This window comes from Methanoregula sp., from assembly GCF_050010295.1.
GTDB lineage: Archaea > Halobacteriota > Methanomicrobia > Methanomicrobiales > Methanospirillaceae > Methanoregula.
Window position 1 is genome coordinate 40,649 of record NZ_JBEKLH010000008.1, and the last position, 26,134, is coordinate 66,782.

Annotated in this window: 30 protein-coding genes, 4 tRNA genes and 1 other RNA gene; 17 read left to right on the forward strand and 18 right to left on the reverse strand. The window is 58.7% G+C overall.

What is annotated here, in order from left to right:
• Positions 1-48: 48 nt before the first annotated feature.
• Entirely contained in the window at positions 49-1,263 is a 1,215-nt protein-coding gene (locus tag ABSB80_RS10480) for a tripartite tricarboxylate transporter permease (protein ID WP_428370568.1), read from the reverse strand.
• A 78-nt stretch (positions 1,264-1,341) separates the two neighbouring features.
• On the opposite strand from ABSB80_RS10480, the gene ABSB80_RS10485 reads away from it, so the two are divergent.
• The 3 genes from ABSB80_RS10485 (at position 1,342) to ABSB80_RS10495 (ending at position 3,264) form a co-directional block, all read left to right on the forward strand.
• Positions 1,342-2,034 (forward strand): uroporphyrinogen-III synthase, encoded by a 693-nt coding sequence (locus ABSB80_RS10485; protein WP_428370569.1) that lies wholly within the window; start codon positions 1,342-1,344, stop codon positions 2,032-2,034.
• Positions 2,031-3,143, forward strand: coding sequence for an RNA-guided pseudouridylation complex pseudouridine synthase subunit Cbf5 (locus ABSB80_RS10490; protein ID WP_428370570.1), 1,113 nt, complete (start codon positions 2,031-2,033; stop codon positions 3,141-3,143). Before ABSB80_RS10485 ends, ABSB80_RS10490 begins: the two co-directional genes overlap by 4 nt.
• 35 nt (positions 3,144-3,178) lie before the next feature.
• Positions 3,179-3,264: transfer RNA gene (locus ABSB80_RS10495), tRNA-Ser, on the forward strand.
• A gap of 374 nt (positions 3,265-3,638) precedes the next feature.
• Here the strand turns inward: ABSB80_RS10495 and ABSB80_RS10500 are convergent.
• The 3 genes from ABSB80_RS10500 to iorA are packed head-to-tail and all read right to left on the reverse strand — an operon-like array spanning position 3,639 to position 6,774.
• Positions 3,639-4,427 carry a DNA-methyltransferase gene (locus ABSB80_RS10500; protein WP_428370571.1) on the reverse strand — a complete coding sequence of 263 codons (789 nt, stop codon included), beginning with the start codon at positions 4,425-4,427 and terminating at the stop codon, positions 3,639-3,641.
• A complete protein-coding gene (locus tag ABSB80_RS10505; RefSeq protein ID WP_428370572.1) occupies positions 4,427-5,011 on the reverse strand; it encodes an indolepyruvate oxidoreductase subunit beta in 585 nt (194 codons plus the stop codon). The genes ABSB80_RS10500 and ABSB80_RS10505 overlap by 1 nt, the downstream gene beginning before the upstream one ends.
• Positions 5,008-6,774 carry an indolepyruvate ferredoxin oxidoreductase subunit alpha gene (gene iorA, locus ABSB80_RS10510; protein WP_428370573.1) on the reverse strand — a complete coding sequence of 589 codons (1,767 nt, stop codon included), beginning with the start codon at positions 6,772-6,774 and terminating at the stop codon, positions 5,008-5,010. Before iorA ends, ABSB80_RS10505 begins: the two co-directional genes overlap by 4 nt.
• 135 nt (positions 6,775-6,909) lie before the next feature.
• Between iorA and ABSB80_RS10515 the strand changes: the two genes are divergently transcribed.
• Positions 6,910-6,983 (forward strand) — tRNA-Ile (locus ABSB80_RS10515).
• Between the two features lie 151 nt (positions 6,984-7,134).
• Here ABSB80_RS10515 and ABSB80_RS10520 read toward each other — a convergent pair.
• Positions 7,135-7,662, reverse strand: coding sequence for a hypothetical protein (locus ABSB80_RS10520; RefSeq protein ID WP_428370574.1), 528 nt, complete (start codon positions 7,660-7,662; stop codon positions 7,135-7,137).
• A 117-nt stretch (positions 7,663-7,779) separates the two neighbouring features.
• Positions 7,780-9,048, reverse strand: coding sequence for a tRNA (N(6)-L-threonylcarbamoyladenosine(37)-C(2))-methylthiotransferase (locus tag ABSB80_RS10525; RefSeq protein ID WP_428370575.1), 1,269 nt, complete (start codon positions 9,046-9,048; stop codon positions 7,780-7,782).
• A gap of 230 nt (positions 9,049-9,278) precedes the next feature.
• Here ABSB80_RS10525 and nadX point away from each other — a divergent pair, with 230 nt between their 5' ends.
• The 3 genes from nadX to ABSB80_RS10540 all read left to right on the forward strand — a co-directional run bounded on the left by nadX (position 9,279) and on the right by ABSB80_RS10540 (position 11,622).
• Complete coding sequence (gene nadX, locus ABSB80_RS10530; protein WP_428370576.1) at positions 9,279-10,037, forward strand: aspartate dehydrogenase; 759 nt, start codon at positions 9,279-9,281, stop codon at positions 10,035-10,037.
• Positions 10,034-10,960 (forward strand): carboxylating nicotinate-nucleotide diphosphorylase, encoded by a 927-nt coding sequence (nadC, locus tag ABSB80_RS10535; RefSeq protein WP_428370577.1) that lies wholly within the window; start codon positions 10,034-10,036, stop codon positions 10,958-10,960. The genes nadX and nadC overlap by 4 nt, the downstream gene beginning before the upstream one ends.
• Before the next feature lie 62 nt (positions 10,961-11,022).
• Complete coding sequence (locus tag ABSB80_RS10540; RefSeq protein ID WP_428370578.1) at positions 11,023-11,622, forward strand: HEAT repeat domain-containing protein; 600 nt, start codon at positions 11,023-11,025, stop codon at positions 11,620-11,622.
• 61 nt (positions 11,623-11,683) lie between these two features.
• Here ABSB80_RS10540 and ABSB80_RS10545 read toward each other — a convergent pair whose 3' ends face one another.
• Positions 11,684-12,055: a hypothetical protein gene (locus ABSB80_RS10545; protein ID WP_428370579.1), complete on the reverse strand. Its 372-nt coding sequence runs from the start codon at positions 12,053-12,055 to the stop codon at positions 11,684-11,686.
• A 69-nt stretch (positions 12,056-12,124) separates the two neighbouring features.
• Between ABSB80_RS10545 and ABSB80_RS10550 the strand changes: the two genes are divergently transcribed.
• Entirely contained in the window at positions 12,125-12,370 is a 246-nt protein-coding gene (locus ABSB80_RS10550) for a MarR family transcriptional regulator (RefSeq protein ID WP_428370580.1), read from the forward strand.
• Positions 12,370-12,675 carry a transcriptional regulator gene (locus ABSB80_RS10555; protein WP_428370581.1) on the forward strand — a complete coding sequence of 102 codons (306 nt, stop codon included), beginning with the start codon at positions 12,370-12,372 and terminating at the stop codon, positions 12,673-12,675. The genes ABSB80_RS10550 and ABSB80_RS10555 overlap by 1 nt, the downstream gene beginning before the upstream one ends.
• Before the next feature lie 55 nt (positions 12,676-12,730).
• Here ABSB80_RS10555 and ABSB80_RS10560 read toward each other — a convergent pair whose 3' ends face one another.
• Positions 12,731-14,410: a phospholipase D-like domain-containing protein gene (locus tag ABSB80_RS10560; protein ID WP_428370582.1), complete on the reverse strand. Its 1,680-nt coding sequence runs from the start codon at positions 14,408-14,410 to the stop codon at positions 12,731-12,733.
• Positions 14,411-14,452: 42 nt separating this feature from the next.
• Here ABSB80_RS10560 and ABSB80_RS10565 point away from each other — a divergent pair, with 42 nt between their 5' ends.
• From ABSB80_RS10565 to ABSB80_RS10575, 3 genes are read left to right on the forward strand one after another with little or no spacing between them, the layout of a single operon-like run.
• Positions 14,453-15,076 (forward strand): amino acid kinase family protein, encoded by a 624-nt coding sequence (locus ABSB80_RS10565; protein ID WP_428370583.1) that lies wholly within the window; start codon positions 14,453-14,455, stop codon positions 15,074-15,076.
• 43 nt (positions 15,077-15,119) lie between these two features.
• On the forward strand, positions 15,120-15,281 hold the full coding sequence (locus ABSB80_RS10570; RefSeq protein WP_428370584.1) for a zinc finger domain-containing protein: 162 nt from the start codon (positions 15,120-15,122) through the stop codon (positions 15,279-15,281).
• A gap of 3 nt (positions 15,282-15,284) precedes the next feature.
• Positions 15,285-15,542 (forward strand): elongation factor 1-beta, encoded by a 258-nt coding sequence (locus ABSB80_RS10575; RefSeq protein ID WP_428370585.1) that lies wholly within the window; start codon positions 15,285-15,287, stop codon positions 15,540-15,542.
• Between the two features lie 50 nt (positions 15,543-15,592).
• Here ABSB80_RS10575 and ABSB80_RS10580 read toward each other — a convergent pair whose 3' ends face one another.
• The 7 genes from ABSB80_RS10580 to ABSB80_RS10610 form a co-directional block, all read right to left on the reverse strand.
• On the reverse strand, positions 15,593-16,555 hold the full coding sequence (locus ABSB80_RS10580) for a malate dehydrogenase (protein ID WP_428370586.1): 963 nt from the start codon (positions 16,553-16,555) through the stop codon (positions 15,593-15,595).
• 11 nt (positions 16,556-16,566) lie between these two features.
• An RNA gene (gene ffs / locus ABSB80_RS10585) (signal recognition particle sRNA) lies at positions 16,567-16,877 on the reverse strand.
• Between the two features lie 82 nt (positions 16,878-16,959).
• Positions 16,960-17,991 (reverse strand): hypothetical protein, encoded by a 1,032-nt coding sequence (locus ABSB80_RS10590; RefSeq protein ID WP_428370587.1) that lies wholly within the window; start codon positions 17,989-17,991, stop codon positions 16,960-16,962.
• A gap of 109 nt (positions 17,992-18,100) precedes the next feature.
• Positions 18,101-18,175, reverse strand: a tRNA-Ile gene (locus ABSB80_RS10595).
• A 6-nt stretch (positions 18,176-18,181) separates the two neighbouring features.
• Positions 18,182-18,254, reverse strand: a tRNA-Asn gene (locus tag ABSB80_RS10600).
• 87 nt (positions 18,255-18,341) lie between these two features.
• Positions 18,342-18,635, reverse strand: a complete 294-nt coding sequence (locus ABSB80_RS10605) for a hypothetical protein (protein ID WP_428370588.1) — start codon at positions 18,633-18,635, stop codon at positions 18,342-18,344.
• 31 nt (positions 18,636-18,666) lie between these two features.
• Entirely contained in the window at positions 18,667-18,912 is a 246-nt protein-coding gene (locus ABSB80_RS10610; RefSeq protein WP_428370589.1) for a hypothetical protein, read from the reverse strand.
• A 61-nt stretch (positions 18,913-18,973) separates the two neighbouring features.
• Here ABSB80_RS10610 and ABSB80_RS10615 point away from each other — a divergent pair, with 61 nt between their 5' ends.
• From ABSB80_RS10615 to ABSB80_RS10635, 5 genes are all read left to right on the forward strand, one after another.
• A complete protein-coding gene (locus tag ABSB80_RS10615) occupies positions 18,974-20,101 on the forward strand; it encodes a M24 family metallopeptidase (RefSeq protein ID WP_428370590.1) in 1,128 nt (375 codons plus the stop codon).
• Positions 20,098-20,973 carry a type II methionyl aminopeptidase gene (gene map / locus ABSB80_RS10620; RefSeq protein WP_428370591.1) on the forward strand — a complete coding sequence of 292 codons (876 nt, stop codon included), beginning with the start codon at positions 20,098-20,100 and terminating at the stop codon, positions 20,971-20,973. Before ABSB80_RS10615 ends, map begins: the two co-directional genes overlap by 4 nt.
• Positions 20,974-21,017: 44 nt before the next feature.
• Positions 21,018-22,292 carry an ATP-binding protein gene (locus tag ABSB80_RS10625; RefSeq protein WP_428370592.1) on the forward strand — a complete coding sequence of 425 codons (1,275 nt, stop codon included), beginning with the start codon at positions 21,018-21,020 and terminating at the stop codon, positions 22,290-22,292.
• A 1-nt stretch (position 22,293) separates the two neighbouring features.
• Positions 22,294-23,016 (forward strand): MBL fold metallo-hydrolase, encoded by a 723-nt coding sequence (locus ABSB80_RS10630; protein WP_428370593.1) that lies wholly within the window; start codon positions 22,294-22,296, stop codon positions 23,014-23,016.
• Positions 23,017-23,093: 77 nt separating this feature from the next.
• Positions 23,094-23,363: a DNA-directed RNA polymerase subunit L gene (locus ABSB80_RS10635; protein ID WP_428370594.1), complete on the forward strand. Its 270-nt coding sequence runs from the start codon at positions 23,094-23,096 to the stop codon at positions 23,361-23,363.
• Between the two features lie 205 nt (positions 23,364-23,568).
• Here ABSB80_RS10635 and ABSB80_RS10640 read toward each other — a convergent pair whose 3' ends face one another.
• The 3 genes from ABSB80_RS10640 to ilvC all read right to left on the reverse strand — a co-directional run bounded on the left by ABSB80_RS10640 (position 23,569) and on the right by ilvC (position 26,046).
• A complete protein-coding gene (locus ABSB80_RS10640; RefSeq protein WP_428370595.1) occupies positions 23,569-24,183 on the reverse strand; it encodes a translation initiation factor IF-2 subunit beta in 615 nt (204 codons plus the stop codon).
• A 202-nt stretch (positions 24,184-24,385) separates the two neighbouring features.
• Positions 24,386-24,871 carry a flavodoxin family protein gene (locus tag ABSB80_RS10645; protein ID WP_428370596.1) on the reverse strand — a complete coding sequence of 162 codons (486 nt, stop codon included), beginning with the start codon at positions 24,869-24,871 and terminating at the stop codon, positions 24,386-24,388.
• A 185-nt stretch (positions 24,872-25,056) separates the two neighbouring features.
• A complete protein-coding gene (gene ilvC / locus ABSB80_RS10650) occupies positions 25,057-26,046 on the reverse strand; it encodes a ketol-acid reductoisomerase (protein ID WP_428370597.1) in 990 nt (329 codons plus the stop codon).
• Between the last annotated feature and the right edge of the window lie 88 nt (positions 26,047-26,134).

The following is a 26,134-nucleotide window of genomic DNA, read 5'->3' on the forward strand; positions in this document are numbered from 1 at the left end:
TGCACCCGTATAAAACCATAGATCGCCATCCCCACCGGACACCCTGGGTTATACGCCGGCCACCCCGAATGAGTAGAGCATTACAGGGAACATGATGGCACCCATGCAGTAAACCCTCGGGACGTTCACGAGATAGGGGACAAGCCCGATGGCTGTTGCCAGGAGAAGAATCACGACACCGAAGGGCCCGGTAAGGACGATGCAAAGGAGTACAACAAATGCAATCACCGCCCGGTTCAGCATCAGGCTGTCAATACCGCACAGCCGGTGAGCCGAACGGGAGAGCCGGATGGTGATAAGGTATGCAGCACATGCGGCAAGCACCCCGGTCACCATGAGCTCGCTCATCGATGGGAGCGGGAGCTCGGAGAGCGCGACCATCACCCCGTTCCTCATCCGGGAGAGCGCGAAGAGAGCCGCCAGCCCGATGAAAGCATTCGCGGTATTGGCCGCGTTGGTTGCAAGAATATACGCCCGCCGGTCTTTCTCGTAGCCGATGACAGATGCAAGAACGCCGTTGGCAGAAGCCGTAGAGAGCCCGGGGAGCCACCCGACGGCAACGCCGGCCAGGGTACCGAGGAGGGAACATTTCATCACGGTCCCGTCCTCCATCCGGATCCCCCGGAACACCTGCTCCGGCAATGACCCGCGGGATGCCGTGAGGAGGACGGAAATGCCGAACAGCCCGGTGAGCAGGGGCATCAGGATAGCGCTGCCTCCTCCAATGGTGTGCCAGCTGAGGAATGTGTACCGGAGTGCAAATAACCCCAGAATGCTGGACATGGAAAAGATCGCAAGCGCCCAGGCCGGCGACTCGCTGGTGACTATCATGAAGCCGACTGTCGCGATCAGCAGGATTCCGATCCACCAGTCGAAATACGGCTGGAGAGCTGGAAGCAGGTAAAAACAGAGTATCGAGAGCGGGATGGCAATGATCATGGCGCAGGCACTGCCAAGAGCAGCGATCCGGACGGCTTCCTCGCCATTGCCTTGGAGACAGAGAGCATGTGCAGGGAGCACGGCAAGGGAGGTATCAGTATCCGGTATTCCCAGGAACGTACTGGGTATCGCGTCAACAAATGTGTGCGTGATAAGAGCGGCAAACATCGCCGCGGCAAGCGCGACGGGTCCAAGAAACGAGAGGAGGGCGACCTGGAGGCTGAGCAGGGCACCGGCAAGCGTATTCGCATGCACGCCGGGAATTATCCCGCTGGCAGTACCGAGGACCACCCCGAGGGCCGTGCCAAGCAGGATCTCTATCATGGATCAGAGATGCGGGAGAATGAACATAAATCAACCGAAATGCATACCATCATATCATACCGGGGCGACACATCCCACATGAAAATCGCAGTCACCCGTCTTGCCGGAAAGGAAAAGAGCGATGCGGCACGCTGCGCGGAATTCGGGCACTCCTGTTACAGCGTCCACCCGCTCCGGTCGGAGATCCGACAGCAGGAGATCACGGCATTCGTGGATGCCGTGCACAGCGGCGCGTTTGACTGCCTTTTCTTCACGAGCGCCCTCCCGGCAAAGATCATCGCACCCCTCCTGAAAAGATATCCCCGCGTGATTGCGATCGGGCCACAGACGGCAGGTGAGCTCCGGCAGTTTCATATCGGCTGCGAAACGCTTCCCGGTTTCTACTCGCGGGATTTCGTGCCCTTCCTTGGCGAATGGATCAGGGGGAAACATATCGGCATCCCCCGGGCTGATGTCCCCAACCCCGCCCTGATCGAATCCATCAGTGCTGCCGGGGGGATTGCCCACGAGTTCCGGTGTTACGGGCTGGAGCCGACCGGAGATCCTCTCGACCTGCAACCGGCCGACGCGATCCTGTTCACGAGCGCCATGTCCTATGCAAAAGCCGAGTGGATACCGCGACCCGGCCTCCTGGTGATGGCAATCGGGGATATCACGGCTGCCGCCATGCGCAAAGGGGGGACCGATCCGGCGGTGGTGGGAGACGGGTCGCTTGAAGGAACCCTGAAAGCGCTGAATAACCGCCTCGCCAGTACGGGGAACGCACGATGACCGGAAATACAGCACAACGGGAGCCGGTCCCTGTGTGGAGCCATGCGGGGATCCTTGTTATCGATAAGCCACGAGGCCCTTCCAGTCACGAAGTCGCGGCATGGGTGGGAAGGATGCTGGGCTGTCAGGTCGGCCACTCGGGCACCCTCGACCCGCAGGTCTCCGGTGTGCTGCTCGTCATGCTCGGGAATGCCGTCCGGCTCGCCCCGCTGCTCCTCCAGCACGACAAGGAATACGTCTGCCTGATGCGGCTGCACGGAACAGTCGACCGGGCAAGGATCGACCAGATGGCAGCCGAGTTCACCGGTAGGCTCTACCAGCGCCCTCCCCGCAAGAGTGCGGTCAGGCGCAACCTCCGCATCCGGGAGATCCGGAAGATGGAGATTCTCACCGTCGAAGACCGCCTCGTCCTGTTCCGGGTGGAGTGCGATGCCGGCACGTATATCCGCTCGCTCTGCCACCACATAGGGCTGGCGCTCGGGGTCGGCGCCCACATGCAGGAGCTGCGCCGCACCCGTTCCGGCACGTTCGGGGAGGAATCGGTGCACACGCTCCACGACGTGCAGGATGCAGCAATTGCTGCACGGGACGGCGATCGTACCGCGCTTGCGGCCATGATCCTCCCGGTGGACGCAGCGGTCCCCGACCTGCCGATCGTGGTCGTCCGCGACTCCTCGATCGACGCGCTCTGCCACGGCGCCGTTCTCGCAGGTGTAGGGATCATCAGCTGCATGGAGTTTGGCAAAGACCAGACCGTCGCGGTCCTCTCAGAAAAGAAGGAGTTCATCTGTCTCGGGCAGGCGCTCGTCCCTTCCGGTTCGTTCAGGCCTGGCGAGACCGGGCTGGTTATCGCACCGACCACGGTCTTCATGTCGCCCGGCACCTATCCCCGCGGGTGGACGAAGTCCAAAAAAGAGTTCCCCGAAAAGAAAAAACAGGAGAGAAAACCGACACCGGCTGTGCAGAAAAGACCCCAGAAATTCGCGGGGATGCCGCGGCCGACTTCCGGGAAGAGGAACGGGGGGCATGACTCAGTGCAACCCGCGCATCCGGACAGGAGACCCGGCAAAAAACCTGATCGGCAGTTCCGGAAGAAGAGATACCATTAAAAAAATGACCGGCATACCAATAGGATACACTTTTTGCTGAGGTAGTCTAGCCCGGTAAGGCGCAGGCCTGGAAAGCCTGTGGTGCGAAAGTGCCTCGGGGGTTCAACTCCCCCCTTCAGCGTTTGTTTCGTTGTGCAGGATTTTTATTGCAAAGGAGGGGGTCAACGGTCGACCCCCCATCCGTTTCATTTTCACGTGGGGGGTAACCCCCCCTCTAATTGGTTTTCAAACGCGATCCGACCCCCCACCCCCTCAGGCCCGGTTAACCCCCCTACTCAAATGTGGGTAATAATGAGATTTTGTCCCGCACGTCAGGAGTTCCAGAGGAAATTCAAACAGCCACGCATACGCAAAAATATCCATTACTCACGATTGAGTCGGGGGGTCGATCGCTGACCCCCCCCTCCACTTTTTTTTCAGGAGGGAGGTAACCCCCCCACCTTCCGTATTGTAAGCGGGGGGGTGACCCCCCCCATTATCTGGTATTTAATGGGATCAGTCTGTCCTTTCCGTTTGATGCCGGACGCGATCCTGCTCCCCGTGTTCAAGGGAAGATCGGCGGGTACCCGCTTTTTTGGAGAGGGCTGCCCGGGCAAAGGCACAATACTCAGGGACAACCTCAAAACCAAGAAAATGCCGTCCCTCTTGGTGTGCGACAACAGCAACCGTCCCGGAACCGAGGAACGGGTCAAAGACAAGGTCACCGGGGTTGCTGGAATAGGAGAGGATCTTTTTCACCAGTTCGGAGGGGAGTTTGGTCGGCGTCTTCTTCCTCCCCTTCCAGTACTCGCGGTTGATGACCCAGACATCTTCCGGGTAATGGTCGATCTTGTTGAACGTGTAGCGTTTCGGGTCCTTTGCCACGAACAGGATGTGATAGTGGCTGGTGACGTATTTTTTCTTCGTGAAGACCCCGAACTGGTATTTCCAGATCAGGTGGTTGATGGTCGTGAACCCGGCATCGTCAACTCCTTCGAGGATGTCGCGGAGCCGGTTCCAGCCGGAAAAGATATACATGCTTCCTGCGGGTGAAAGCACGCGGTAGGCCTCGGCAATCCACCGTCGGGTAAACTCACGGTACTCGGCCTCCGGGATCTCCCGGTAGCCTTCGAGCACATTGCTCCCCGTCCGGTTGTAATTCAGCCTCTGCGCCTTGAAATCGATTGCAAACGGGGGATCGGTGACGATGAGATCGATGGATGCGGCCGGGATCTCCGGCATGAGCCTGAGTGCGTCCCCTTCGTAGAGGGTGTCCTCTTCGAATGCACCCAGCCGGGGTTCCATCAGCCCGTCCCGCCGGCTTCCCTGCCCATCTCGAAGGCCTTCGTGTTGATCTCCACGGTCTTTTTCGGGACAAGGCGCCTGACCGATTCAAGGAGGGTTGCCGGTTTCAGGGGCATCCAGCGGGACGCAGCGCCGAGCATCACCACGTTCTGGGAGAGCGGGCTGCCTGCCTCGGTCGCGATCCTGTCCGCGTCAAGGAGACAGAGATCATACTTTTTCAGGGCCGTGATGATCTCGTCCTCAGTCAGGGCCGGGAGTTTTTGGGTATAGACAGACGTCGGGAGCACGAGATGCCGGTTCACCACGATCCTGCCGCCTTTCTTGAGGTAATGCGAGTAGCGGAGGGCTTCGAGGAGGTCAAACGAGATGAGGAGATCGGCCTGCCCGGGAGCGATCAGGGGGCCGTACCGCCCATCAATCCGGATGTGGCTCTCCACCGAACCGCCGCGCTGGGCCATACCGTGGGTCTCTGCACCTTTCGCGTGCCTGCTCTCGATCAGGCAGGCTTCGCCAAGGATGTTCGAGGCGAGGATGGTGCCCTGCCCGCCGATCCCGACGATCAGGATGTCGAAACTGCCGGTCATCGCTTCCCCTCCCGCACAATGGCACCCACAGGACAGAGTTGGGCACAGACCGCACACCCGCTGCACAACTCGTTGATCCGGGCTTTCTCGTCTTCGAACTCTATCGCCGGACAGCCGAACCGCACGCAGGTCCCGCACCCGGTACATGCTTCCGGATCAACCAGGTACCTCCCGCGTTTTACCCCGGCGCGGCGGGCCGAGATGACACACATCTGTCTGGCGATGACAACCCTGACACCATTCCGCTTCTTTGCCTCCTGCAGCACGTTCACCATACCGGTGATATCGTAGGGATCGACCGTCTCGACAAACCTGACCCCGCACGCACGGCAGACGGCATCGAGTGAGACCGGCGGCGTCTCGACACCACAGGCCGTTGCGCCGGTATTCGGGTTCGGCTGGTGGCCGGTCATTGCCGTGATCCGGTTGTCAAGGATCACGACGGTCATATCCGCACCGTTGTACACGGCGTTCATCAGGCCCTGGATGCCGGTGTGCAGGAACGTGGAATCACCGATCGTGCATACCACGTCGCGTGTCTCACCGGAGTGCGCGATGCCGCTCGCGACCGTGATCGAGGCGCCCATGCAGATTGTGGTGTCGACGACCCCGAGTTGGAGACCGAGCGTGTAGCACCCGATATCACTTGGATAGATTGCGTCCTTGAAGACCTTCTTTATCGCATAGAATGCCCCGCGGTGCAGGCAGCCTGCACAGAGGATCGGGGGGCGTGGCGGCAGGCCCGGTACCGGTTCCGCCGGCGGGAACGGATTCTTCAGGAACCCGGCCTTCTCCAGTATGGCCGCGACCACCTGGGGCGATAACTCCCCCTCATAGGGGGAGTACCCGTTCTTCTTCCCGAATACCGGGACACACCCGGCGACCTGGCGCACCGTCTCCTCGATCTCCGGTGCAAGCTCCTCGATGACAAGGACTTTTTCGTGTTTCCTGACAAAATCCCCGAGCCATTCCTCGTCGATCGGGTACGCGCCGATCTTCATGAAGGAAACGCCATCCGGCAGCAGTTCCTGGACATAGGACGCCCCGATCCCGCTTGCAATGACCGCGGTCTTTCCGCGGATCTCGTACCGGTTGAACCCCTTCTCGACAAGCCTCTTCCGGATCGCCGGCTGTTTTTCGTTCAGTTTTTTGTGGAGGACACGGGTATGGGCAGGGATCACCACGTATTGCCGGGGGTCCTTATGGAACTCCCCTTTCCTCAGCCCGGGGACGGCGGGCCCCAGCTCCACGTCACCTTTCGAATGGCAGATGCGGGTCGTGGGCCGGAAGAGCACCGGGAGCCCGAACTCCTCGGAAAGTTCGAACGCGGGCTTGATCATGTCATGCGCTTCCTGGACGCTTGCGGGATCGAGACACGGCACCCGGGCAAAATGGGCATAACAGCGGGTGTCCTGTTCGTTCTGGGAACTGTGGGCAAACGGGTCGTCTGCGCTCATGATCACAAGACCGCCGGTCACGCCGGTATAAGCGCTGGTCATCAGGGGATCGGCGGCCACGTTCAGCCCGACATGCTTCATGGTACAGAGTGCGCGGATGCCGCACCATGCTGCGGCAAGGGCGTTCTCCAGTGCCACTTTTTCATTCACCGACCACTCAACATAATACGAACGGTCCGGCCGGGCCCGCAGCACATCGATCACTTCCGATGAGGGCGTACCGGGATAGCCGCTTACAAAGTCGACACCCGACTCAAGACAGGCATGTGCAATCGCTTCGTTCCCGAGAAGATATCTTCGTTCCATGATCCCAATTCCAGTACTAGTATCGTAGTTTTTTTGCACATATCCCTATCTGAAGGTTCCCGGAAGCCTGCCCATGGATTCACAACCTATAAAAACTCTGATGCAGTAGATATTAGGGTAAATTCAGTAGCTTTTGGGCCCGTAGCATAGCCAGGTGGTGCGCCCGGCTGATAACCGGGAGGTCATGTGTTCGAATCACATCGGGCCCATCAGGGTTTTTCTTTTGTTTTTCGTTTCCGATCCCGTAGTGTCCGCTTTCGCCGGGGGAACACGGAAAAGCAGCGCGTGAACATACGGAACCATCCGGGCAGGGCACCGTTCTTCTGGAAAAAAGATGAGATAGAGATCTGGATTCCGCCGTCATGCCCGGGCAAAAACGTATCCTACCACTTTTTCGAGAGCCTCAATGAGTGCCTCTTCCCCCTTCAGGTAGTCATGCATTGCCCGGTAGAGCATGAACAGAATATCGTAGCCGTACCGGTCGAGCGCCGTCTTCGGATCGACCGGGTTGAGATACGAATCCGTGAGGAACCCATCAAAACTGTACATCAGCTCGAAAAAATCCCCGTCTTCCGACAGCACGCAGAACTGGTCGGTTATTTTTTTTGACGGGTCATCGGGACGCAACGCGGCGGGTTCGGACTTCCCGAGCACGATCATCTTCTGCGGGTAGTACACCGGGTCGTAGATCTCGCCTTTGGTGTCCTGCTTGCCCATCCTGAGCATATTGAGACCGACTATTTTTACGACCGGGACCGCGGATGCACTCATCTTCGCGAGAAGTTTTGCATCATTTGTCCTGACCTTCTCAGAAAGCGTCGCGTTCTTTTCCTGCAGCTCCTCGATCTTCTTCATCAGTTTTTCAAAGCCTTTTTCTATCTCGTCCATATCTTCACCCTCATTCCGGCGGTTTTCATAAAAGGATAAGAAGGTTTTATGCTCCGCCTATAAAACCGCTCGTTTCCGCATCGGGACTTCCCCCGCACCCGGCAATAGCCATGCAGGTCAGGCGACCCGTTCCCCGATAAAGAAATAGTTCCGGGCTTTTTTCAGGACTGCCCACCCTTCACAGCCCATCGGCAGGTCCTCGTTGATCACGATGCCGAGATAATCCGGGGAGCGTGCCATGACCGACCCCTCCCGGACGGATTCGGTCACTACGAAGGGCACGGTCGTATTCAGGAACCTCCGGTTGAGTTCACGGTAGATCTGTTCCGCACAGGAGTTCATCCTGCGCGAGCGGTCCTTCTTGACCGAGTCGGGAAAATCTTTTTCCAAGAAAACCGGGGTGAACGGGCGCGGGGAATAGCGGGTGATATTCACTTTGTCCGGCCGGGTACGGCGGATGAGTTCAAGCGACTGGTTGAAGTCGTCATCGGTTTCACCGCAGAACCCCACGATCATGTCGGTCATCAGCGTCATTTCCGGGTACGTTTCACGGAATGCGGCAACGATCTCCTCGAAATCGGCGACTGAATACCCCCGACCCATGCGCCCGAGAACCATATCCGACCCGGACTGGACCGGCAGGTGGATGAATTTGAAGATATGGTCGCTTCCGAAAGCCTCAATGAGGCGGTCAAGATCCCTCCTGACGGTAGCGGGGTTCATCATACCGACCCGGAGCATGTAATGCCCTGGCAGGTCCCCGATCCGGTGCAACAGTTCCGGAAGCGACCGCCCGGTGTCCCGGCCATAGGAACTTACGTCCTGTGCAGTCAGCTGGATCTCCAGTGTACCTTTCCGTACAAATGCCAGGACCTCGTCATAGATTTCCCGTTCCGGGCAACTTTTCAGGTTGCCGCGTGCGGAGCGGGTGATGCAGTAGGTGCAGGTTCCCGAGCACCCTCGGGCGATCTGGACTATTCCGACCGGCCCGTCCGGTACGGTCCTTACCTTCCGGTAGCTTTCATGGATGGATTCGGGGGGGATGACAACAGGACTGCAGACAGCCCGGATCGCCTTGAGCTGGACCGCTGGCATGCACCCGGTAACACAGAGGTTGCGGTCCCGGAACTGCGACAGACGCCTCAGCATCCGCCGCTCCGTAGGTCCGACCACCGTGCAGGTATTGATGATGATCGTGTCGGCTAAGTCTGCCGATCCCACGATCGCATTCCCGTTCTGTTTCAGGACCTCAACAAGTTTTGCCGTGTCCCCGAAATTGTAACGGCACCCGTAGGTCTCGACAAAGACCCGCCGGTCGCGAAGGGAGTCTATCGCCCCTTCTCCGGAAGAATTTCCTGACGGATTGCCCCGGTAAGGTGTCGCCATAGCACAGCCACCGGATCCATTGGACGCGATGCGTATAAAGTCTTGAAGCTGGCACTTCGACCCGGCAGACGCTCGTGAGCCCCCCGCCAGCGGGTATTCAGGAGAGAGGGACACCATCCGGAGGTGCAGGGAGTACCAACCTGGCAAAGGGTACCGGAAAAAACCGGTTTCACGACGCAGTCGGTTGTGAACGCAAACCATTAACCGATTGTACCCATAATCTGTTAACCATGATAAAGATCGGGCTGCTCGGCTGCGGCAATATCGGGCATATTATTGCAACGCATGCCAGCGGCTTCAAGATCTCTGCCGTATTCGATAAGGTGCCCGGACGGGCACAGGAGATCGCAGCGATCTCAGGGTCACGGGTCTACAAGGACTTCGGGTCGTTTATCAATGCCGATATTGATATTGTCGTAGAAGCGGCGTCTGTCAGTGCGGCAAAGGCCTATGCGATCGAAGTCCTGACCCACCGCAAGGACATGGTCATCATGAGTGTCGGCGCCCTTACGGACGCGGAATTCAGAGAGAAGATCCGTACGGCCGCACAGACATCCGCAAAAAAGGTCTACGTCCCCAGCGGGGCAATCTTCGGGCTCGACAATCTCAAGGTCGGGCGGATTTCCACGATCAGCCGGCTGCTCCTCAAGACCACCAAGAGCCCGGCGTCGCTCGGGATTGAAGCAGACACAAAAAAGAGGATCTTCAGCGGCAAGGCCAACGAGTGCATCAAGGCGTTCCCAAAAAATGTGAACGTCTCGGTTGCCATGAGTCTCGCGGCCGGCCAGGAAACCGACGTGGAACTCTGGGTCGACCCATCGGTAGACCGGAACGTGCACGAACTCTTCTTTGAAGGGGATTTCGGGGAGGCGTACATCCGGGTGACCAACTTCCCGAGCCCCGACAACCCGGCCACGAGTTACCTTGCCGCCCTCTCCATCCTCTCGCTCCTCGAAAAACTGAGTGACCCGATAGTCCTCGGGACATGACGAAAAAGCCGGTGGCAGCAGTCATGGTTTCAGTCGATTACCTGCTGAAGTTTATAGAGGAAGATGCACCGAGAGGGGACATCACTTCGGACGCAATCATACCGGACGTCACCTGCCGGGCTGCGATCCGGGCCGAGCAGGCCGGGATCATTGCAGGGCTTGAGGAAGCGTCCTCACTCTTCTCCCATTTCGGCATTTCTGTCGCCCGGGGGAAAACTGACGCGGATGTCGTGAACACGGGAGATATCTTGCTATCGCTCACCGGCAGTGCAAAAAAGATCCTGCTTGTCGAGCGGACAGCGCTCAACATCATCGGCAGGATGAGCGGGATAGCCACCCAGACCGCCAGGATGGCCGGCATCGTCAGGTCGAAGAACCCACACTGCCGGGTGGCAGCGACCCGGAAGACCTGCCCCGGGATCAGGGCACTCGACAAGAAGGCGGTCCGGATCGGGGGAGGGGAGGTCCACCGCATGAACCTGAGCGACGGGTTCCTGATCAAGGATAACCACCTCGCCCTCATCCCGCTCGGAGAAGCGATACATGCTGCGAAGAAGAGCACGGCCTACAAAAAGATCGAGGTTGAGGTCGAGACCCCGGGCGATGCCTTCAGCGCTGCAGCAGCCGGAGCAGATATTATTCTTTTAGATAACATGGGACCCGGGCAGGTACGGGAGACGCTCGCTGCGCTTGACGATGCAGGGCTGAGAGGCCGTGTAGTCATCGAACTCTCCGGCGGGATCAATGAGTCCACCATCGGGGAATATGCGGCCTGCGGGGTTGACATCATCAGCATGGGGGCACTCACCCATACTGTGAAAAACTTTTCCGTAAATCTCGAAATTTTCCCGGAAGAGAAAAAACAGCCGGGCAGCCCGCAGTCATACTTCTGTACGGAACCAGTGCGGGATCCTCTCAAATAGCCCGGGAATCAAGAGAAAAAATTAATAGTCCGACACCACGTATGGGTGGCTGTTGAGCTAGGATGGGGGACGCTGATTCACCGGTTCCTGCGGCAGGAACTCCACCGGAACCAACACCGGAAGAGCTTGCGGGAACAGAAGAACGAAGAAAGCTGCGGATCCGGGGGTTCATCACCCTCCTGAAGGACGATAACCTCAATTATCGCTGGCGTGCCGCAGAGGCCCTGGGTGACGAAAGGGACAGCACTGCCGTCGGGCCGCTGATCGAGGCGCTCAGCGATCCTTATGTCGACGTCCAGTGGCTGGCAGCGAAGTCCCTGGGAAAACTCGGGGACCGCCGCGCCGTGGGGCCCCTCATCAGCGCGCTGAAATCCGATGAAAAATGGATGAGGGCCGGGGCCGCATGGGGACTCGGAAAACTCAGGGACCCGTCCGCTGTTCCTGCGCTCATTTCACTGCTCGAGGACAAGAAAAAACAGGTGAGGAAGAATGCGGCGTGGGCGCTCGGCGCTATCGCGGATGAACGAGCGGCTGCCGCTCTCACAAAAATCCTTACGGACCCTGATGCGGAAGTCCGGGAGACCGCACGAAACGCCCTTGAATCGATCGGGAAGGAAAAAGCAAAGAAGAACGCGGGGAGTCCTGAACAGAAGGCGGGTTGAACCGCCGGCACCGTTCCAGCCGGTCAGGGTTCCTCAGCTGGCAGCACCGGTTCCGGATCATTCACTCCGCCGGCATAATCCGGATATCCCTGCCCGAGCTTACGAGTATCTCTTTTTTCCCCTGGTACATCTGGACAGTCCCGTACACCGATATTCGGTCCCCTTTGTGTACCGTCAGCCCTTCAGCAGCCTGCGCAGGTACAAAAACCGACACCTCGTCCAGGCTCAGGACCATGTGCCCGCCGCTCCGGGTAAGGGTGGCCTGGCTGACGGTGCCTTCGACCATTACCAGTTCCCCGTCGGCGGAGGCATTGGTGAACGTGCGGGCAAACGGTTGTTTCCCGACAGAATCCAGTACCAGGTGCGCCCCGATCACCACGACTGCAACACCGACCAGAAGCAACGCTGCTACCCGTTCCTGGCGCACGAACATGATCGTGTATTGAGGACCCGGGTTTAAATTACCGACAGATTGATATGTTAACAGTGTTAACACTTTATCATGTATCCTACAACCTTACCACCCTCCTCAAAGACGGTGCTTGAGATCCTGGATGCCGGTGGCGCGATGACCCACAAGGACCTCGTGCAGAAGAGCCACCTCGCGCCGCGGACCGTGCGATATGCCCTGAAAAAACTCAAAGAGCACCAGCTCATCATCGAGAAGTTCAATTTCCGCGACGCCAGACAGATCATCTACCAGCAGAGACCTGCCGAGACGGGAAAGCTGCAACCGGCGTGCGTATGATGAAGCATACCTGTACCCTGATGCACTGTGACACCATGGTCCGGAACCTTCTTCCCCCGATGAGAGCGGAGATGGTATTCCGGCTGGTCCAGAGGCAGGGGCTCAGCCAGAGCGATGCCGCAAGAAGGCTTGGCGTTACCCGGGCCGCAGTGTCCCAGTACATCAGCAGGAAGCGGGGAGCAGGGGAAGTACAGATATCTTCCGACCTCGACAGTATCATCGACCGCTGGGCAATGGCCGTAGTAACCGGTGAGAGCGACATCAACTTATGCGATGTGTGCCAGTGCGCACTCAAAAAGTTCTGAATTACGGCTCTTTTAAAAAAATTACCCCAGCTATCCGTGGGTCCGTGACAGCTTGTCATACCCGGTGGCGGCGGTACCAGATCATCAGCAGGACCGCGATGACCAGTACAGCCGCAGCAATTTTGAGATGATCGGTTTTTATTCCCGGTGATTTCACGGACGGGTTCCAGTCGTCCTCGAATACACCGAGGAAGTACTGCGCCACGGCGGGATGGTCGATGATGACGCCGGCCTCGCGGTTGAAACTGGGCGAGTTACTATTCCAGTTGATGCTGCTCACCAGGACGTTCCGGCCGTCGACAATGACCCCCTTGTTATGGATCTTTTCGATCCGGTTCGTATCGAGGTCTGCACACCGGGCTTCCAGGGGGATATGTTCAGCGGCGCCGATACGGTTGATGAGCGCAACCATCTCGTCGTTGTCGTTCCGGCCATCAACGTTATACCAGTACGAGTCCAGCAGTACCCTGACACGGACGCCACGCCGCGAGGCATTGATGGCGGCGGACAGGTACGGGTTCAGGGTGAGGGGGGTCTCATTGGTTATGTACGCCTCCTCGATCTCGATGCTCACTTCTGCCGATTTTATCAGGTCCGCGATCTGGCCGCTTGTATCGGGCGCAAGAACCGGGATGACCGTGGCATTATCGAACCTCCGGGGCGCGAACTCAGCGGCATATTTGACTGTCGAGGGCGATTCCGGATTTCCGGCTGCCCCGCTATAGGGGACAACTGACGGGCTTTTCATATCCGTCAGGAAAACGGTTGAGAAATAGCCGGCCAGCGCCGGGTCCTCAAGGTAGACACCCCACCCCCTGTTGCCGGTCGTCCCCGTTTCCGCAAACCCGCTGAATTTGAAATTCTCGCTCGTCAGCAGGACCGCCCTCCGGTCAATGACGGCATATTTTGCGTGGTCGTAGCGGTACGGGGCGTGCACGTCCTTTGAAGAGACCATCGCAGAGACCGGAATTCCGCTCCGGTTCATCTGCCAGAGGGCATCTTTTTCTTCGGGCAAAATCCCGCCCACCGGACCACCTTCAACGAGGACCTGCACGTCAGCACCACGGTTATGCGCCGCCATGAGAGCCTCCCCCATCGCCGGGCTGGAGAACTCGTACACGTTGAGCAGGATCTCCTTTGTGGCATTGTTCACGACATAAGCGAACAGCCCGTCAGAACAGTCCGGGGAAACGAATGCTGTCACCGAGACGTTCCGGAAGACCGCAGGAGGAAACCGTGACTGGCCGATCATGAGGGGGCGGGGATCCCACCGGCCGTTTTCGAGGAAGTGGACCTGCCCTTCGCGCGGTTTCACGTCCCCCGGCCAGCTGACTTTCTGCACAAGGTTCCCGTTCTCGTACAGCATCAGCGCGCCCCTGGTGTTCGCCATGCGGAGGGTATCCCCGCTTATCACGTCCGGAATATCCGGGGACGTGTCCAGCCATTCAAAATCCGGGGGCCTGCCATGGCTCTGCTCGAACGCCTTCCCGCTCCGGGCAACCGTCGTGCTCCCGTCAATTTTTGCGCCGGCCGGGAACCGGAACCCTCCCCTCCCGTCAGAAACCGTGATACCGTCAAGCGCCCCGGTCCCGGAAAGGACGATATACTCATCAGCATCATCATGAAGATAAGGATCGGGACAGAACTCAGCGATCCGGACTGCCGCTCCCGCGTGCGTCACGCACAGGCAAAAAAGGATGAGCACAGGGAGGCAGCGTATACTGAGCCAGTTCATGCCATTGAAGATATAAAATTCATGATATAATAGATAACCGTTATGATCCGGCAGCAAAGACCAAAGGTACACTCTCATGAGAGACCCCTCGTAGTGAAAGTCGGGGGGAGCCTGTATAACCGGGTCCCGGACCTCGTGCCTTTCCTCCGGTCCTCAGTGCGTCCGCTCTTTGTCGTCCCCGGGGGCGGCCCGTTTGCCGACGCCGTCAGGGATGCGGGGCTCGATGATGAGACCGCCCACTGGGAAGCCATCGCGGCCATGGACGAGTACGGCAGCTATATCGCATCGCAGGGTATTCCTGCCACGGACCGGCTCGCGGTGCCGGACCAGACCGTCGTCCTCCTCCCCGCCCGCGTCCTGCGGGAGCGGGACCCTCTCCCCCATTCATGGGACGTCACGTCCGATACCATCGCGGCATGGGCAGCCTCCTCCCTCTGCCTCGACCTCCTCCTCCTCAAATCCGTGGACGGGATCGCGAGCGGAGGTGTCCTGCGGGAACACGTGGACACCCCGCTGGCCACAGACGTGACCGACCTGCTCTTTATTCCCTATGTCCTTAAAAACCGGGTGGATACGTTCATTCTTAATGGATCGCGCCCGGAACTGCTCCGCCGATACCTCAGCGGCGACCCGGTCCCGGGCACGCGCATCAGTACAACCTTTTAAAGGTTTCAAAAGAGATACTATAGGAATCCTTGGAGGAGCAATAATGTCAGATAAGAAGTGTACATCCTGCAGCGCTCCGCTTGCAGAAGAGGGCGCTACGGAATTCGGTTGCCCCGCGTGCGGTGTCGAGATCACCCGGTGCTACCGGTGCAGGGAGCAGAGTATTCCCTACGTCTGCTCTAAGTGCGGGTTCGGGGGACCGTGAACCATGGGCAGTGTCGCTGTCATCATGAAGGTCATGCCCGAGTCACCTGAAGTGGACCTCGAGCAGCTCAAAAAGGCACTCAGAGAGAGGTTACCCGGCATCCAGGATATCAAGGAAGAGCCCATCGGTTTTGGCCTCAAGGCGATCAAGTTCGTGGCGATCGTCAACGACGCCGGCGGGGAAACAGACGCCCTTGAAAAGTCCATCGGTGCCATACCCGGTGTCGAGCGGGCAGAGATCATTGAAGTGACCCTGACATAACACAGTTCAGGAACGTCTTTTTTTCATCCCCGGTTTTTTCCCTGGGACTCTTACTCTTCCATCACCGATTCTTCCAGCGCTTCGAGCACGTGTTTCGTGCTGATGCGGATCTTTTCCACGGACTCGCGGAACGCGATGACTTCCGATTCATCGATCCGGATTGCGATCGGGAAGACCCCTTCGCGGTTGATTCGGGCAGGCACGCCGATACAGACATCGCCGATCCCGTGGACTTCGCGCTTGATATAGGCGGACACGGTCAGGATGCGGTTTTCATCGGACAGCACGGTCCTGACTAGGGATGCGATCGCCTCACCGGGCCCGTACACGGTTGAGCCCTTGTTCTGGATGATCATCTGGCCGCTGCACTTCACCGACTCGATGATCTCCTTAACCGGCAGGTGTGAAAACTCCGGCAGGTTCGAGATCCTGATACCGCCGATGGTGGTCGCGGACCAGAGCGGGACAAGGCTGTCGCCATGTTCGCCGATGATACGGGTATGGACCTCGCTCACGTGGACATGGAAGTACGAAGCGATCAGCGATTTGAGGCGCATCGAGTCCAGGTGCGTCCCGAGGCCGAAGACCTGGGTGGGCTTCAGCTTCGAATATTTCAGCGCAACGCTGGTCATGACATCGACGGGGTTGGTGACCACCAGTATCTTGGTCTCCGGAGCGATCTCGCCGATCGTCCTGGCAAGCGGGGCAATGATCCGTGCGTTGCCCATCGCAAGATCAAGGCGGTCCTGTTCCGGCGTGCGCGGTGCTCCTGCAGTAATGACGACCACATCTGACCCTGCAGCGTCTTTCAGGTCAGTTGTCCAGGTGACCCGCATATCCGTCCCCCGTGCAGCAAACGAGTCCCCGAGATCCTGGGTAATGCCTTTCAGAAGAGATTCGCGCCCTTTCCTCCCATAGAGAAGGATCTCGCTGACATGCGGGATAGCGGAGATGGCATGTGCGGCAAACATCCCGACATTGCCCGTTGCACCGATAATGGTCACTTTTGCCATGATATTCGCGAATGGGGACGTGTTATCGGTCGACTGCACGTTTCTGCGTTTGCCAAAGCGCTCATCCTCCGCCCCGTTACCCCATGGGCGCCGGATGTCTGCGGTAAGTCTGCTCCCTTCCGGGCCTGAACCGGTCCCCGCAGCGACAGGTCGCCATTCCCTCCGGAATTTTGATCCCTGGCCATCGACCTCATGGGACAAGGTTTCACGGTCAGAACGCACAAGCTCCCGCAGGCCGTTGCAGCCTCAGTCAAACTTCGCCCCCCGCGTACCGACGGTTTCGGGTAACAAGTGACGCCGAGCCACCCGGGCTAGTCCCCATATACTTTTGCACACCGCCCAATAAAGGCTTCTTGCCCTGTGCACGGATGCACCCGCGATCTTCCGGAACCGCCGGCATGAGTTCACGGGATGAACGCTTCCCCGCCGGCCCGGGCCAGCCATTCCTCCTGTATCTTTCGGGTGGCCGCAACGTCATTTTTGTCAAAAAGATCCAGCGCGGCCAGCGGGGGGACGCCCGGGAGCAGGACCGGCGGCAGCTCGAGGAGGTCCCCCTGGTACACTTCGATCACCTGCTCTCCTTCCGTCTCCGCGATCTTTACCGGGTAGCGGGTGACCGGGTGCTTCTGCATGTCCTCGAACTGTTCGAATATTTTCACCCGTCGTATCCTGAGGTACCCGCGGTTCACTTCAAGGTTGAAGGCAGACCAGAATGCCGAAGCGTACCAAGCGTCGTTCATCACGACGCGGGGCACACCGAGGCAGGCAGCGGAAAGGCCGAGCGTCCCCGCACCGGAACAGGCATCGACAAAATACCGGGCCGGGGGATTCCCCACGTGCTGCTCCACGGCCCGGATCTTCGGGTACCCTCCGCGAGGAAACTCGATATGCAGGAGGGACTGCTGCTTGTACACCACCAGGGGGCCAGTGCGGAGCGGGAAGATATCCGCCCGTACATCGCATCCCGCAAGGAGTTCGTAGACCTTCGGGACCGTTTTCAGGTCCGGGCTGGTTATTCCCGGGACAAAACTGCCGGTCCTGACGACCCCGCGGAGTTCAGGGACCTCTGCAACGAGGCGTTCTGCCGTCTTTTTTGTCACCCGCGGCGAGAGCAGTACGAGCGATTTCTCCGTAAGGAACGGCGGGCGGTCCATGGCATACCCGGGGTGCACGAGCGGCGACCCGACAGCGATCAGCGGGTCCGTCCTGTTCAGGTCCCCCTCCGCGACCATGATTACGTACATGTGGGCAAAGACCTCGTCGATGAACCTTTTGCCGCACGAACACGGCCGGGCATACTCCAGCGACGGGAGCGGGGCACGCTTGTCAAGGATCCTCAGGCTGCAGTCCGGGCAGGGGAGAAAAAGGGAGGGGAGGGTTGCCAGGACGTCCTGTGCGGATTTGACACAGTCCATCTCGCAGACAGGACACTTCATGCTGCTCCCTATGATCGTCCCAAGATAGAAAGTTTTTCAAATTTTCCTTCGGGGCATGGCGCTGGGAAGGGACGGGAAGAGAAGACCAGTCAAAAGGACCAGAAAACAGTGGGCCCGAAGGGATTCGAACCCATGACCGCCCGGTTATGAGCCGGGCGCTCTGACCGGACTGAGCTACGGGCCCTTTAAACGCCCCCCACAGGGCTCGAACCTGTGACATTCGGATTAACAGTCCGACACTCTACCAACTGAGTTAGGGAGGCAGTCTCACTGCGCCTTATTAGATTCTTTCTGAGTACTTTTAAAGGTAACTACCGGGAGGCAGGGTGTGCAGGTGACGGGGGATACCGTCAATAATGTTCATCCCGCTTCATGGCCTCGAGGAGCCCGATGATCTCCTCCAGGTCCGCGTTCAGGTGCGTGAAGAGCTCCACGGTCCGGGGAGTTACCACAGCGCCATCAGGTGAAGCACGGATGTACCCCAGCTGCTCCAGCACGTGCAGCGAATAGCGGATGCGGTGGGAGGGCAGGTCGAGGAGCTCGGAGAGTTTCATGATGCCGATCGTTTCGTGGTCAGCTACGGCACGGGCCACCTGCAGGTGGCGGCTGACCAGTTCAGCCTCGTCCTTCATCTTTTCGAGCATTCGGTCTCCTCCATCCTCCGGATCGCCGGTATTATTCACCGGTTTTTTTATCCGGTTGTTCGTGAAGCCATGCCCTGGTCTCCCGGTATTTTTTCCGGAAATTGACCGAAAGCACCAGTGCGCCCGCGAGCAGCACGGCGACCAGCGGGAGCCGGAACCGTGCCGGGATGAGAAAAAGGGCCAGGACGGATACCGCAACGAGAAGGACGATGATATTCAGCTGTACTGCAAGCCGGTAGAACTTCCACCTGAACTGGTCTTTGGCTTTCGCATCCATCACTCGTACGTCGACCCCGGAATAAAAGTACTTGACGTTTCACTACATATATTCCCGGCAGATGGATCCACTTTCCGATACGATCAGGAAGAGCGGTGCCGACGCCTACGTCACGTATGCCTCATCGCGCGACGCAGACATGCGGTACCTGACGACATTTGTCACGAGCGACCCGTTCGTCTTCTTCAAAAAGCCCGGCAGGAACGGCGTTATCATCATCTCCCAGATGGAGACCGGGCGCGCGTCCCACGAATCGAAGGCCACGGTCATGACCCGGACGCAGGCCGGGTTACCGGAGATACTCAAAACGGAAAAAGACCCGTTCCGCGCGACGGCACGGATGATCGCCGGCCAGACGGGAGAAAACATTCTCGTACCGCCCCAGTTTCCCGTAGCCCTTGCCGAGGCACTCAGGGAGTACTGTACGGTCACGGTCGACAAGGGGACCGTCCTTTCCCTGCGGGCAAAAAAATCTGCACCGGAACTCCGGGCGATACGGCACGTCCAGGAGGTCACCGGGGCTGCCATGGGGCTCGCCGTGGCCCTCATCAGGAAGTCATCGGTAAAGAAGGGAGTCCTCCACCTCGGGGGAAGACCCCTCACTGCCGAACAGGTGAAATATGCCATGCACTGCCACCTGCTGGAGCACGGCTGCACCGCGGTTGACACCATCGTCTCGTGCGGGGAGGACACCGCGATCCCCCACATGACCGGTACCGGCCCGCTGAGGGCTGACGAACCGGTCATCATCGATCTCTTCCCGGTCGAAGAAGAGAGCGGCTATTATTCCGATATGACCCGCACTGTAGTCAAGGGCGAGCCGTCTCCCGGGATCCGCGAGATGTACGATGCCCTGCGGGAGGCAAAACAGCTCGCGGTGTCCAAGGTAAAACCGGGAGTGCCGGGTGCAGAGGTATACCAGGCCGTTGTGGACTTTTTCCGGGAACGGGGGTACGAGAGCGACACCCGCGGGTTTGTCCACAATCTCGGGCACGGCGTAGGGCTGCAGGTCCACGAGCTCCCCACGGTCGGGCCCTCGGGAAAGGAACTCGAAGCCGGCAACGTCATCACCCTCGAACCGGGGCTCTACTATCCCGGAACCGGCGGCGTCCGGCTGGAGGATATCGGCGCGGTCACACGGAAGGGCTTTGCAAATTTCACGGATTTCCCGGAGGATCTCATCGTATGAATGACGAAGTGTTCGAAAAATACCGGGATGCAGGGAGGGTTGCGGCAACGATCCTGCAGGACGGTGCACGGTCCATCCGTGTCGGGGCATCATACCGTGAACTCGTCGAATCGATCGAGGCGAGGGTCGGGGAGGAAGGGGCAGCGCTCGCCTTCCCGCTCAACCTCTCACTCAACGAGGACGCCGCGCACGACACTGCCTCGTACGGCGATGAGCGGGTATTCTCCCGGGGCGACGTGGCAAAACTGGACCTCGGGGTGCAGATCGACGGGTACATTGCGGACACCGCGACCACGGTCGACCTGGGCAGCAATTCGCTCCTCCTGCAGGCCTCCGAACAGGCACTCGAATCGGCGATACGGTCAGTCCGGCCGGGGGCAACAGCAGGCGGGCTCGGGGCGGCCATCCAGAAAGAGATCGAGAGCCGCGGCTACCGCCCGATCTCGAACCTGACCGGGCACGGGCTTGACCGGTACGTCCTCCACCGCTCCCCCACCATCCCCAACATCGGGATCTCCGGTGGGGTGGTACTCGAGGAAGGGATGGTCTTTGCCATCGAACCGTTCGCCTCGACAGGCATCGGCCGGGTGGGCGAGAAACCGAGGAGGGAGATCTATTCCCTGGTCTCCCAGAGACCGGTCCGGACGCCTGCCGGCCGAATCGTGCTCGAAAAGATCCGGGAACGCAACGGGCTGCCCTTTGCCCGCCGCTGGCTGGGGGATAAAAAACTCGATATAGCACTGCCTTTGCTTGTCCGGTCGCAGGTGCTCCATGTCTACCCGGTACTTTCTGACATCCCGGGGGCGCTGGTCTCCCAGCACGAGCACACGGTGATTGTCACGCCGGACGGCTGCGTCGTGACGACCCGGTGAGATAGCCTTATTCATTCTGGCGATGAATAATTAAGGTTACAGCCATGTCTGGAGATTCTGAAGCCCTGCGCATTATGGAAGTCGTTCTGACCGCTGAGATATTCAACCAGAACCCAGAACTCGATATCAACGACCTGACCCCGACCTGTCGCGAGATCTTCGGTGCGGCGACCGCCACGGAAGTCAAGCGGCCGGTGTATGTCAGCGACGGGCTGATCAAGCGCACCCTCGCCATTCCCGACGCCCACCAGAAACTCGCGGCAAACCCTTTTGTCGCCTACGAGGAGTTTGGCCAGCGCCTCCGGCTCACGGCACTTGAACCGGCTGCCCGCTGGTTCCTGAAACAGGGAGGCAGGCCCTGCATCGAGAAGAACCCGGCACTTGCATTTTTCTTCGAAAACCTTGACTCTGCCGGCGTCTCCTACAAGGCGGTCCGCGCAGCCAACCCCCCGTTCGAGGACACGAAGGCGCACCTCGATGCCCGCATCTCAAAACTGGTGAGCGAAGACGAAAAACTCAGGGGAGCGCTCGACCTTGTCATCATCAACGCCCCCGAAGAGGTCGAGCAGCACATCGACGACCTTGTCTGCACCCCGGACCAGATGGCGATAATCGGCAAGATCCAGCACGCCCTGATCCACCGCGAATTCCTGCACCGGCACCGGATCTACGAGATCGGGAAACTCCTCTTCGTAGGCCCGCCGGGCACGGGGAAAACCTCCATGGCGCTCGCCATGTCCCGGACCATGCATATGCCCGTGCTCGAGGTGCGGCTCTCGATGATCACCTCGCAGTACCTTGGAGAGACCTCGAAAAATATCGACCGCATCTTTGAACTTGCAAAAAAACTGTCTCCGGTCATCCTCTTTATCGATGAATTCGACTTTGTCGCAAAAAGCCGGACCACCGATGATCACGGGGCAATGAAACGCGCGGTGAACTCCCTCCTGAAGAATATCGACAAGATCAACCTGATCAAGAACAGCGTCATCCTGATCGGTGCCACCAACCACCCGCAGCTGCTGGACGAGGCGGCGTGGCGGAGGTTCGATGAGGTGGTGGAGTTCGCGCTCCCCGACGAAGAGATGCGGAAGAACATCTTAAAGAAAGTGACCTCCACTCTCAGGTGCACGGTGGACTACCAGAAACTGGCAGCCCGGACCGAAGGGTTCTCCGGCTCCGATCTCCGCATGATGATCAAGGAAGCTATTCTCTCCGCGCTCATGGACAAGCGGCAGTCCATCGAGACAACAGATATTGAAAAGGGGATCAGCATGGTCAGGAACCGGGAAGCGATCCGCCACCTGAACTGGTTGTAACATGAAGATCACGCTGCTCGGGACCGGCGATGCCATCGGGACACCGAAGGTGGGATGCAGCTGTTCCCAGTGTTCCCATGCAAAGGCCACCGGCGCCATGCGCCTCCGTACATCCCTCCTTGTCGAGAACGAGGGGCGGCACCTCCTGATCGACTCGTCACCCGACCTGAGGCAGCAGCTCCTGCTGCACGGCTCGCCGCATATCGATGCGGTCATCTGGACCCATGGGCACTATGACCATTTCATCGGTTTTGGCGAGTTCTACCGGATCCAGGACATCCCCCCGGTCTTTGCACCGCAGCCGGTCCTCAGTTACTGTGCCGAGATCTTCCGGTTCCTCACCTTCGACAAGGGCGCCATCCAGCCCTACGAGTCGTTCGATATCTTCGGGGTCACGGTCACACCCTTCATGGTCAGGCACCCGCCGGCATTCACCTGCGGGATGCTCTTCGAGACTGAAGAGTCCCGGGTCGGGTTCACATCGGACACGAACATCGATATCCCTAAAAAGAGCCTGGACCTCCTGAAAGACCTCGACCTCCTCCTCGTCGACGCACTCGTGCCCTCCAGCATCACCATCCATAAGCACATGAATTACCTTGATGCCTGTACGCTGGCCGGACGGCTCGGCCCGCAGGACTTCCGCTGCGTTCACCAGAGCCACCTTCTTCCCTGGGGGCTCCCCCACCTCGGTACCGACGGGGAGACTTTCGATTTTGCGTAAAGAGACCGGCCCGCGGGTGTACTACGGGGTCACCACACCCATACCTTAATAGTTTTCACGTTCCCAAACATAGGTGCATGATTGTAAAAGTACTCGAACTCGAAAAGGACAAGGTGCGGCTCATCATCCAGGGGGAGGGGCACACGTTCATGAACGCCCTTGTCGAGGAGATCCTGAGCGACCCTGACGTCGATGTCGCAAAATATATGATCGAGTTCCAGTTTTCTGACCCGGAACTGCTCGTCACGACGAAAGGCAGGAAAAATCCCCTGCCCATCATCAAGAAGGCCTGCAGGCGGGTCAGCGGCCACTGCGATGAACTCATCAAGGGACTGAAGAAGCGTTGAATAAAAAGATTACGGAATATTTTTTTGGCAGATTGTGATTTAGTTCCGGGAAGACGTTTCCTTCAGCGGGGTCGACCCTGGCCATTGAAGGGATCTCGCCTCGACATCCGGCCCGGTATCACCCTGAACAGGAAGGGCCTCACGTTTAGGACAGGAAAAAAATGTTTCATTATCAGGAGACAGGGTCTCCAAAAAAAGTGCCGGGCTATTCCGCACGTTCGGTGAAAACGATCGATCCGGAAATCCGGGAGATCTTGATCTTGACTTTCTGTCCCGGCTTTGCATTCGCCACGTACATGATGTACCTGCCCATCTTCACGACCCCGTCCCCGCGTTTGGAGATCGACTGGATCTCGACATCCAGTATCTGGCCTTCCTCGAGGTTTTCCGAGACGGGCTCGGTGCGGGCCTTGCGTTTCCTGACCGGGCGGTGGCTCCCGCAGGCATCGCAGCGGAGGATCATGACCCTGTCGTCCTTGACGAGCCTTGTATCCGGCTTGCCGCATTCGGAACAGATCACGTAGTCGTCTACGTAACTCTTGATGATGGCCTTGATAAGGGATACCTCGAACTTCCCGTTGAAAATGGCGCGGTTCCCGTCGATCTTCCCGCTCGTCCCGAGTTCTCCCAGCAAAAATTTCATCAGGTGGTCCTGGTCACGGCGTACTTTTCCCACGATTTCGGCAAAATTTTCCAGCACGGTCGTCTTTCCCTCGACGTAGGCCTTCGCCTCGGGAACGACAAAACGCTCGGAGGATTCGGTCTTCTCAGTGATATTGGAATAGGCCTGTTTGAGAAGATTTTCGTACGGGTCCGTCATAATTGTATACAACAATGGTGCCGGCTGACAAAAAGGCTTTCCCCGGTAAAGAACAGGCAGCCGGGAACGGGGTTTTATTGAGGGAAGGATTATGCATGCCGGGAGATACAGAACGGTTCCCTTCGATCCCGGCAGAAACCAGCGCACCTGCGAAAAAAGAGGACCGCCTCCGGGTCTGCACCACCGCACAGGGAGTCCGGGGTCAGGAGGGGTGTGAATTTTTGATCAGAACGGAGACCAGTTCCCGGGTCTTCTTCTCATTCTCGATATCGTCCTGGTGGATGTTCCCGTTCCCCACGCATTTCATGCCCCGTGCCTCTATCCATTTCCGGAAGACTTCGGCAGTCTGCCCGGGTCTGCCGCCATGCGTGCAGAACGCAGTCGCCTTCTTTCCTTCGCACCCCTTCAGCGCATCGATCGCGGCATGGATCGCCGGTGTCGGCTTGAACGCCCAGACAGGTGACCCGAACACGAGCTGGTCGTAGCCGGAGACATCGATAACCGCCGGTTCGATCGGTGTCTTCTCTTCCCCCCGTGCCATTTTGCACCGGACAAGGAACCTGGTCAGCCGGTTGTAGCTGGCCTTGTCCGTGATCTCGATCAGCTTCCCGTCGCAGGCCGATGCAATATGCTGGGCCACGTGGCGGGTGTTGCCGCTCTCGCTGTGGTACATGATGCAAATCTTCATCAGGATATAATTGGAAAACCACGCTATAAAAAAGGTGGTAAAAACGGCAATACCTTATGACAGGCATGGGAGTCGCTACTGCAGTCACACCAATGGAAGGAAAAATGACCGGAGATAATTTCCTGAACCACGAGGGAGCACGTCAGTGCTCTCCGAGTGGAGAAGGAAATAATTTCTGAAAGAAATTATTTCCTGAACTGGGGCATCATGGCCCGGACTTCCTTTCCGACCTCTTCGATCAGGTGCTCCTCGTCCGCTTTTGTCAGGGCGTTGAACTGCGGGCGGTTGACCAGGTTCTCGAGCATCCACTCGCGGGCGAACCGCCCGGTCTGGATATCCTCGAGTATCTCCTGCATCGCGTCGTAGGCTTCCGGCCCGATGACCCGGGGGCCGCGGGTGAGGTCGCCGTACTGCGCCGTGTTGCTGATGTATTTGCGCATGTTGGTGAGGCCGCCCTCGTAGATCAGGTCGACGATCAGCTTGAGCTCGTGGAGCACTTCGAGATAGGCCATTTCCGGCTCGTAGCCGGCCTCGACCAGGGTCTCGAACCCGGCCTTGACAAGGGAGGTGCAGCCGCCGCACAGCACGGCCTGCTCGCCGAACAGGTCGGTCTCGGTCTCCTCGCGGAAGGAGGTCTCAAGGACGACGGCACGGGTCGCACCGATGCCTTTCGCGTACGCAAGGGCAATCGCGTGGGCTTTTCCCGAATGGTCCTGGTGCACGGCGATGAGCGCGGGCACGCCTTTGCCTTCCTCGTACTGGCGGCGCACCATGAACCCGGGCCCCTTGGGTGCCACCATGATGACATCCACCGCCGGCGGGGGGACGATCTGGCCGAAATGGATGTTGAACCCATGGGAGAACATGAGGCATTTGTTTTCTTTGAGATGCGGCATGATCTCGCTCCGGTAGACTCCCGCCTGGTGCTCATCGGGGAGGAGGATCTGGACGATATCCGCTTTCTTTGTTGCCTCGGCGACCGGCATCACGGTCATGCCGTCCTTTACGGCAGCATCCCAGCTCTTCCCGGGGCGCAGCCCGATCACGACATCGAGCCCGCTGTCCCTCAGGTTCAGCGACTGCCCTCTGCCCTGTGACCCATAGCCGATCACAGCGATCTTTTTGCCTTTCAGCACGCCGGGATCCGCGTCTGCCTCATAATATTTTTTTAACATATGCGATCCCTTTGATATCAGCAACAGAGAACATAAATATGATATGAAAAAACTAAAGAAGCACAACGCGAAGAACCATCTGGATGCG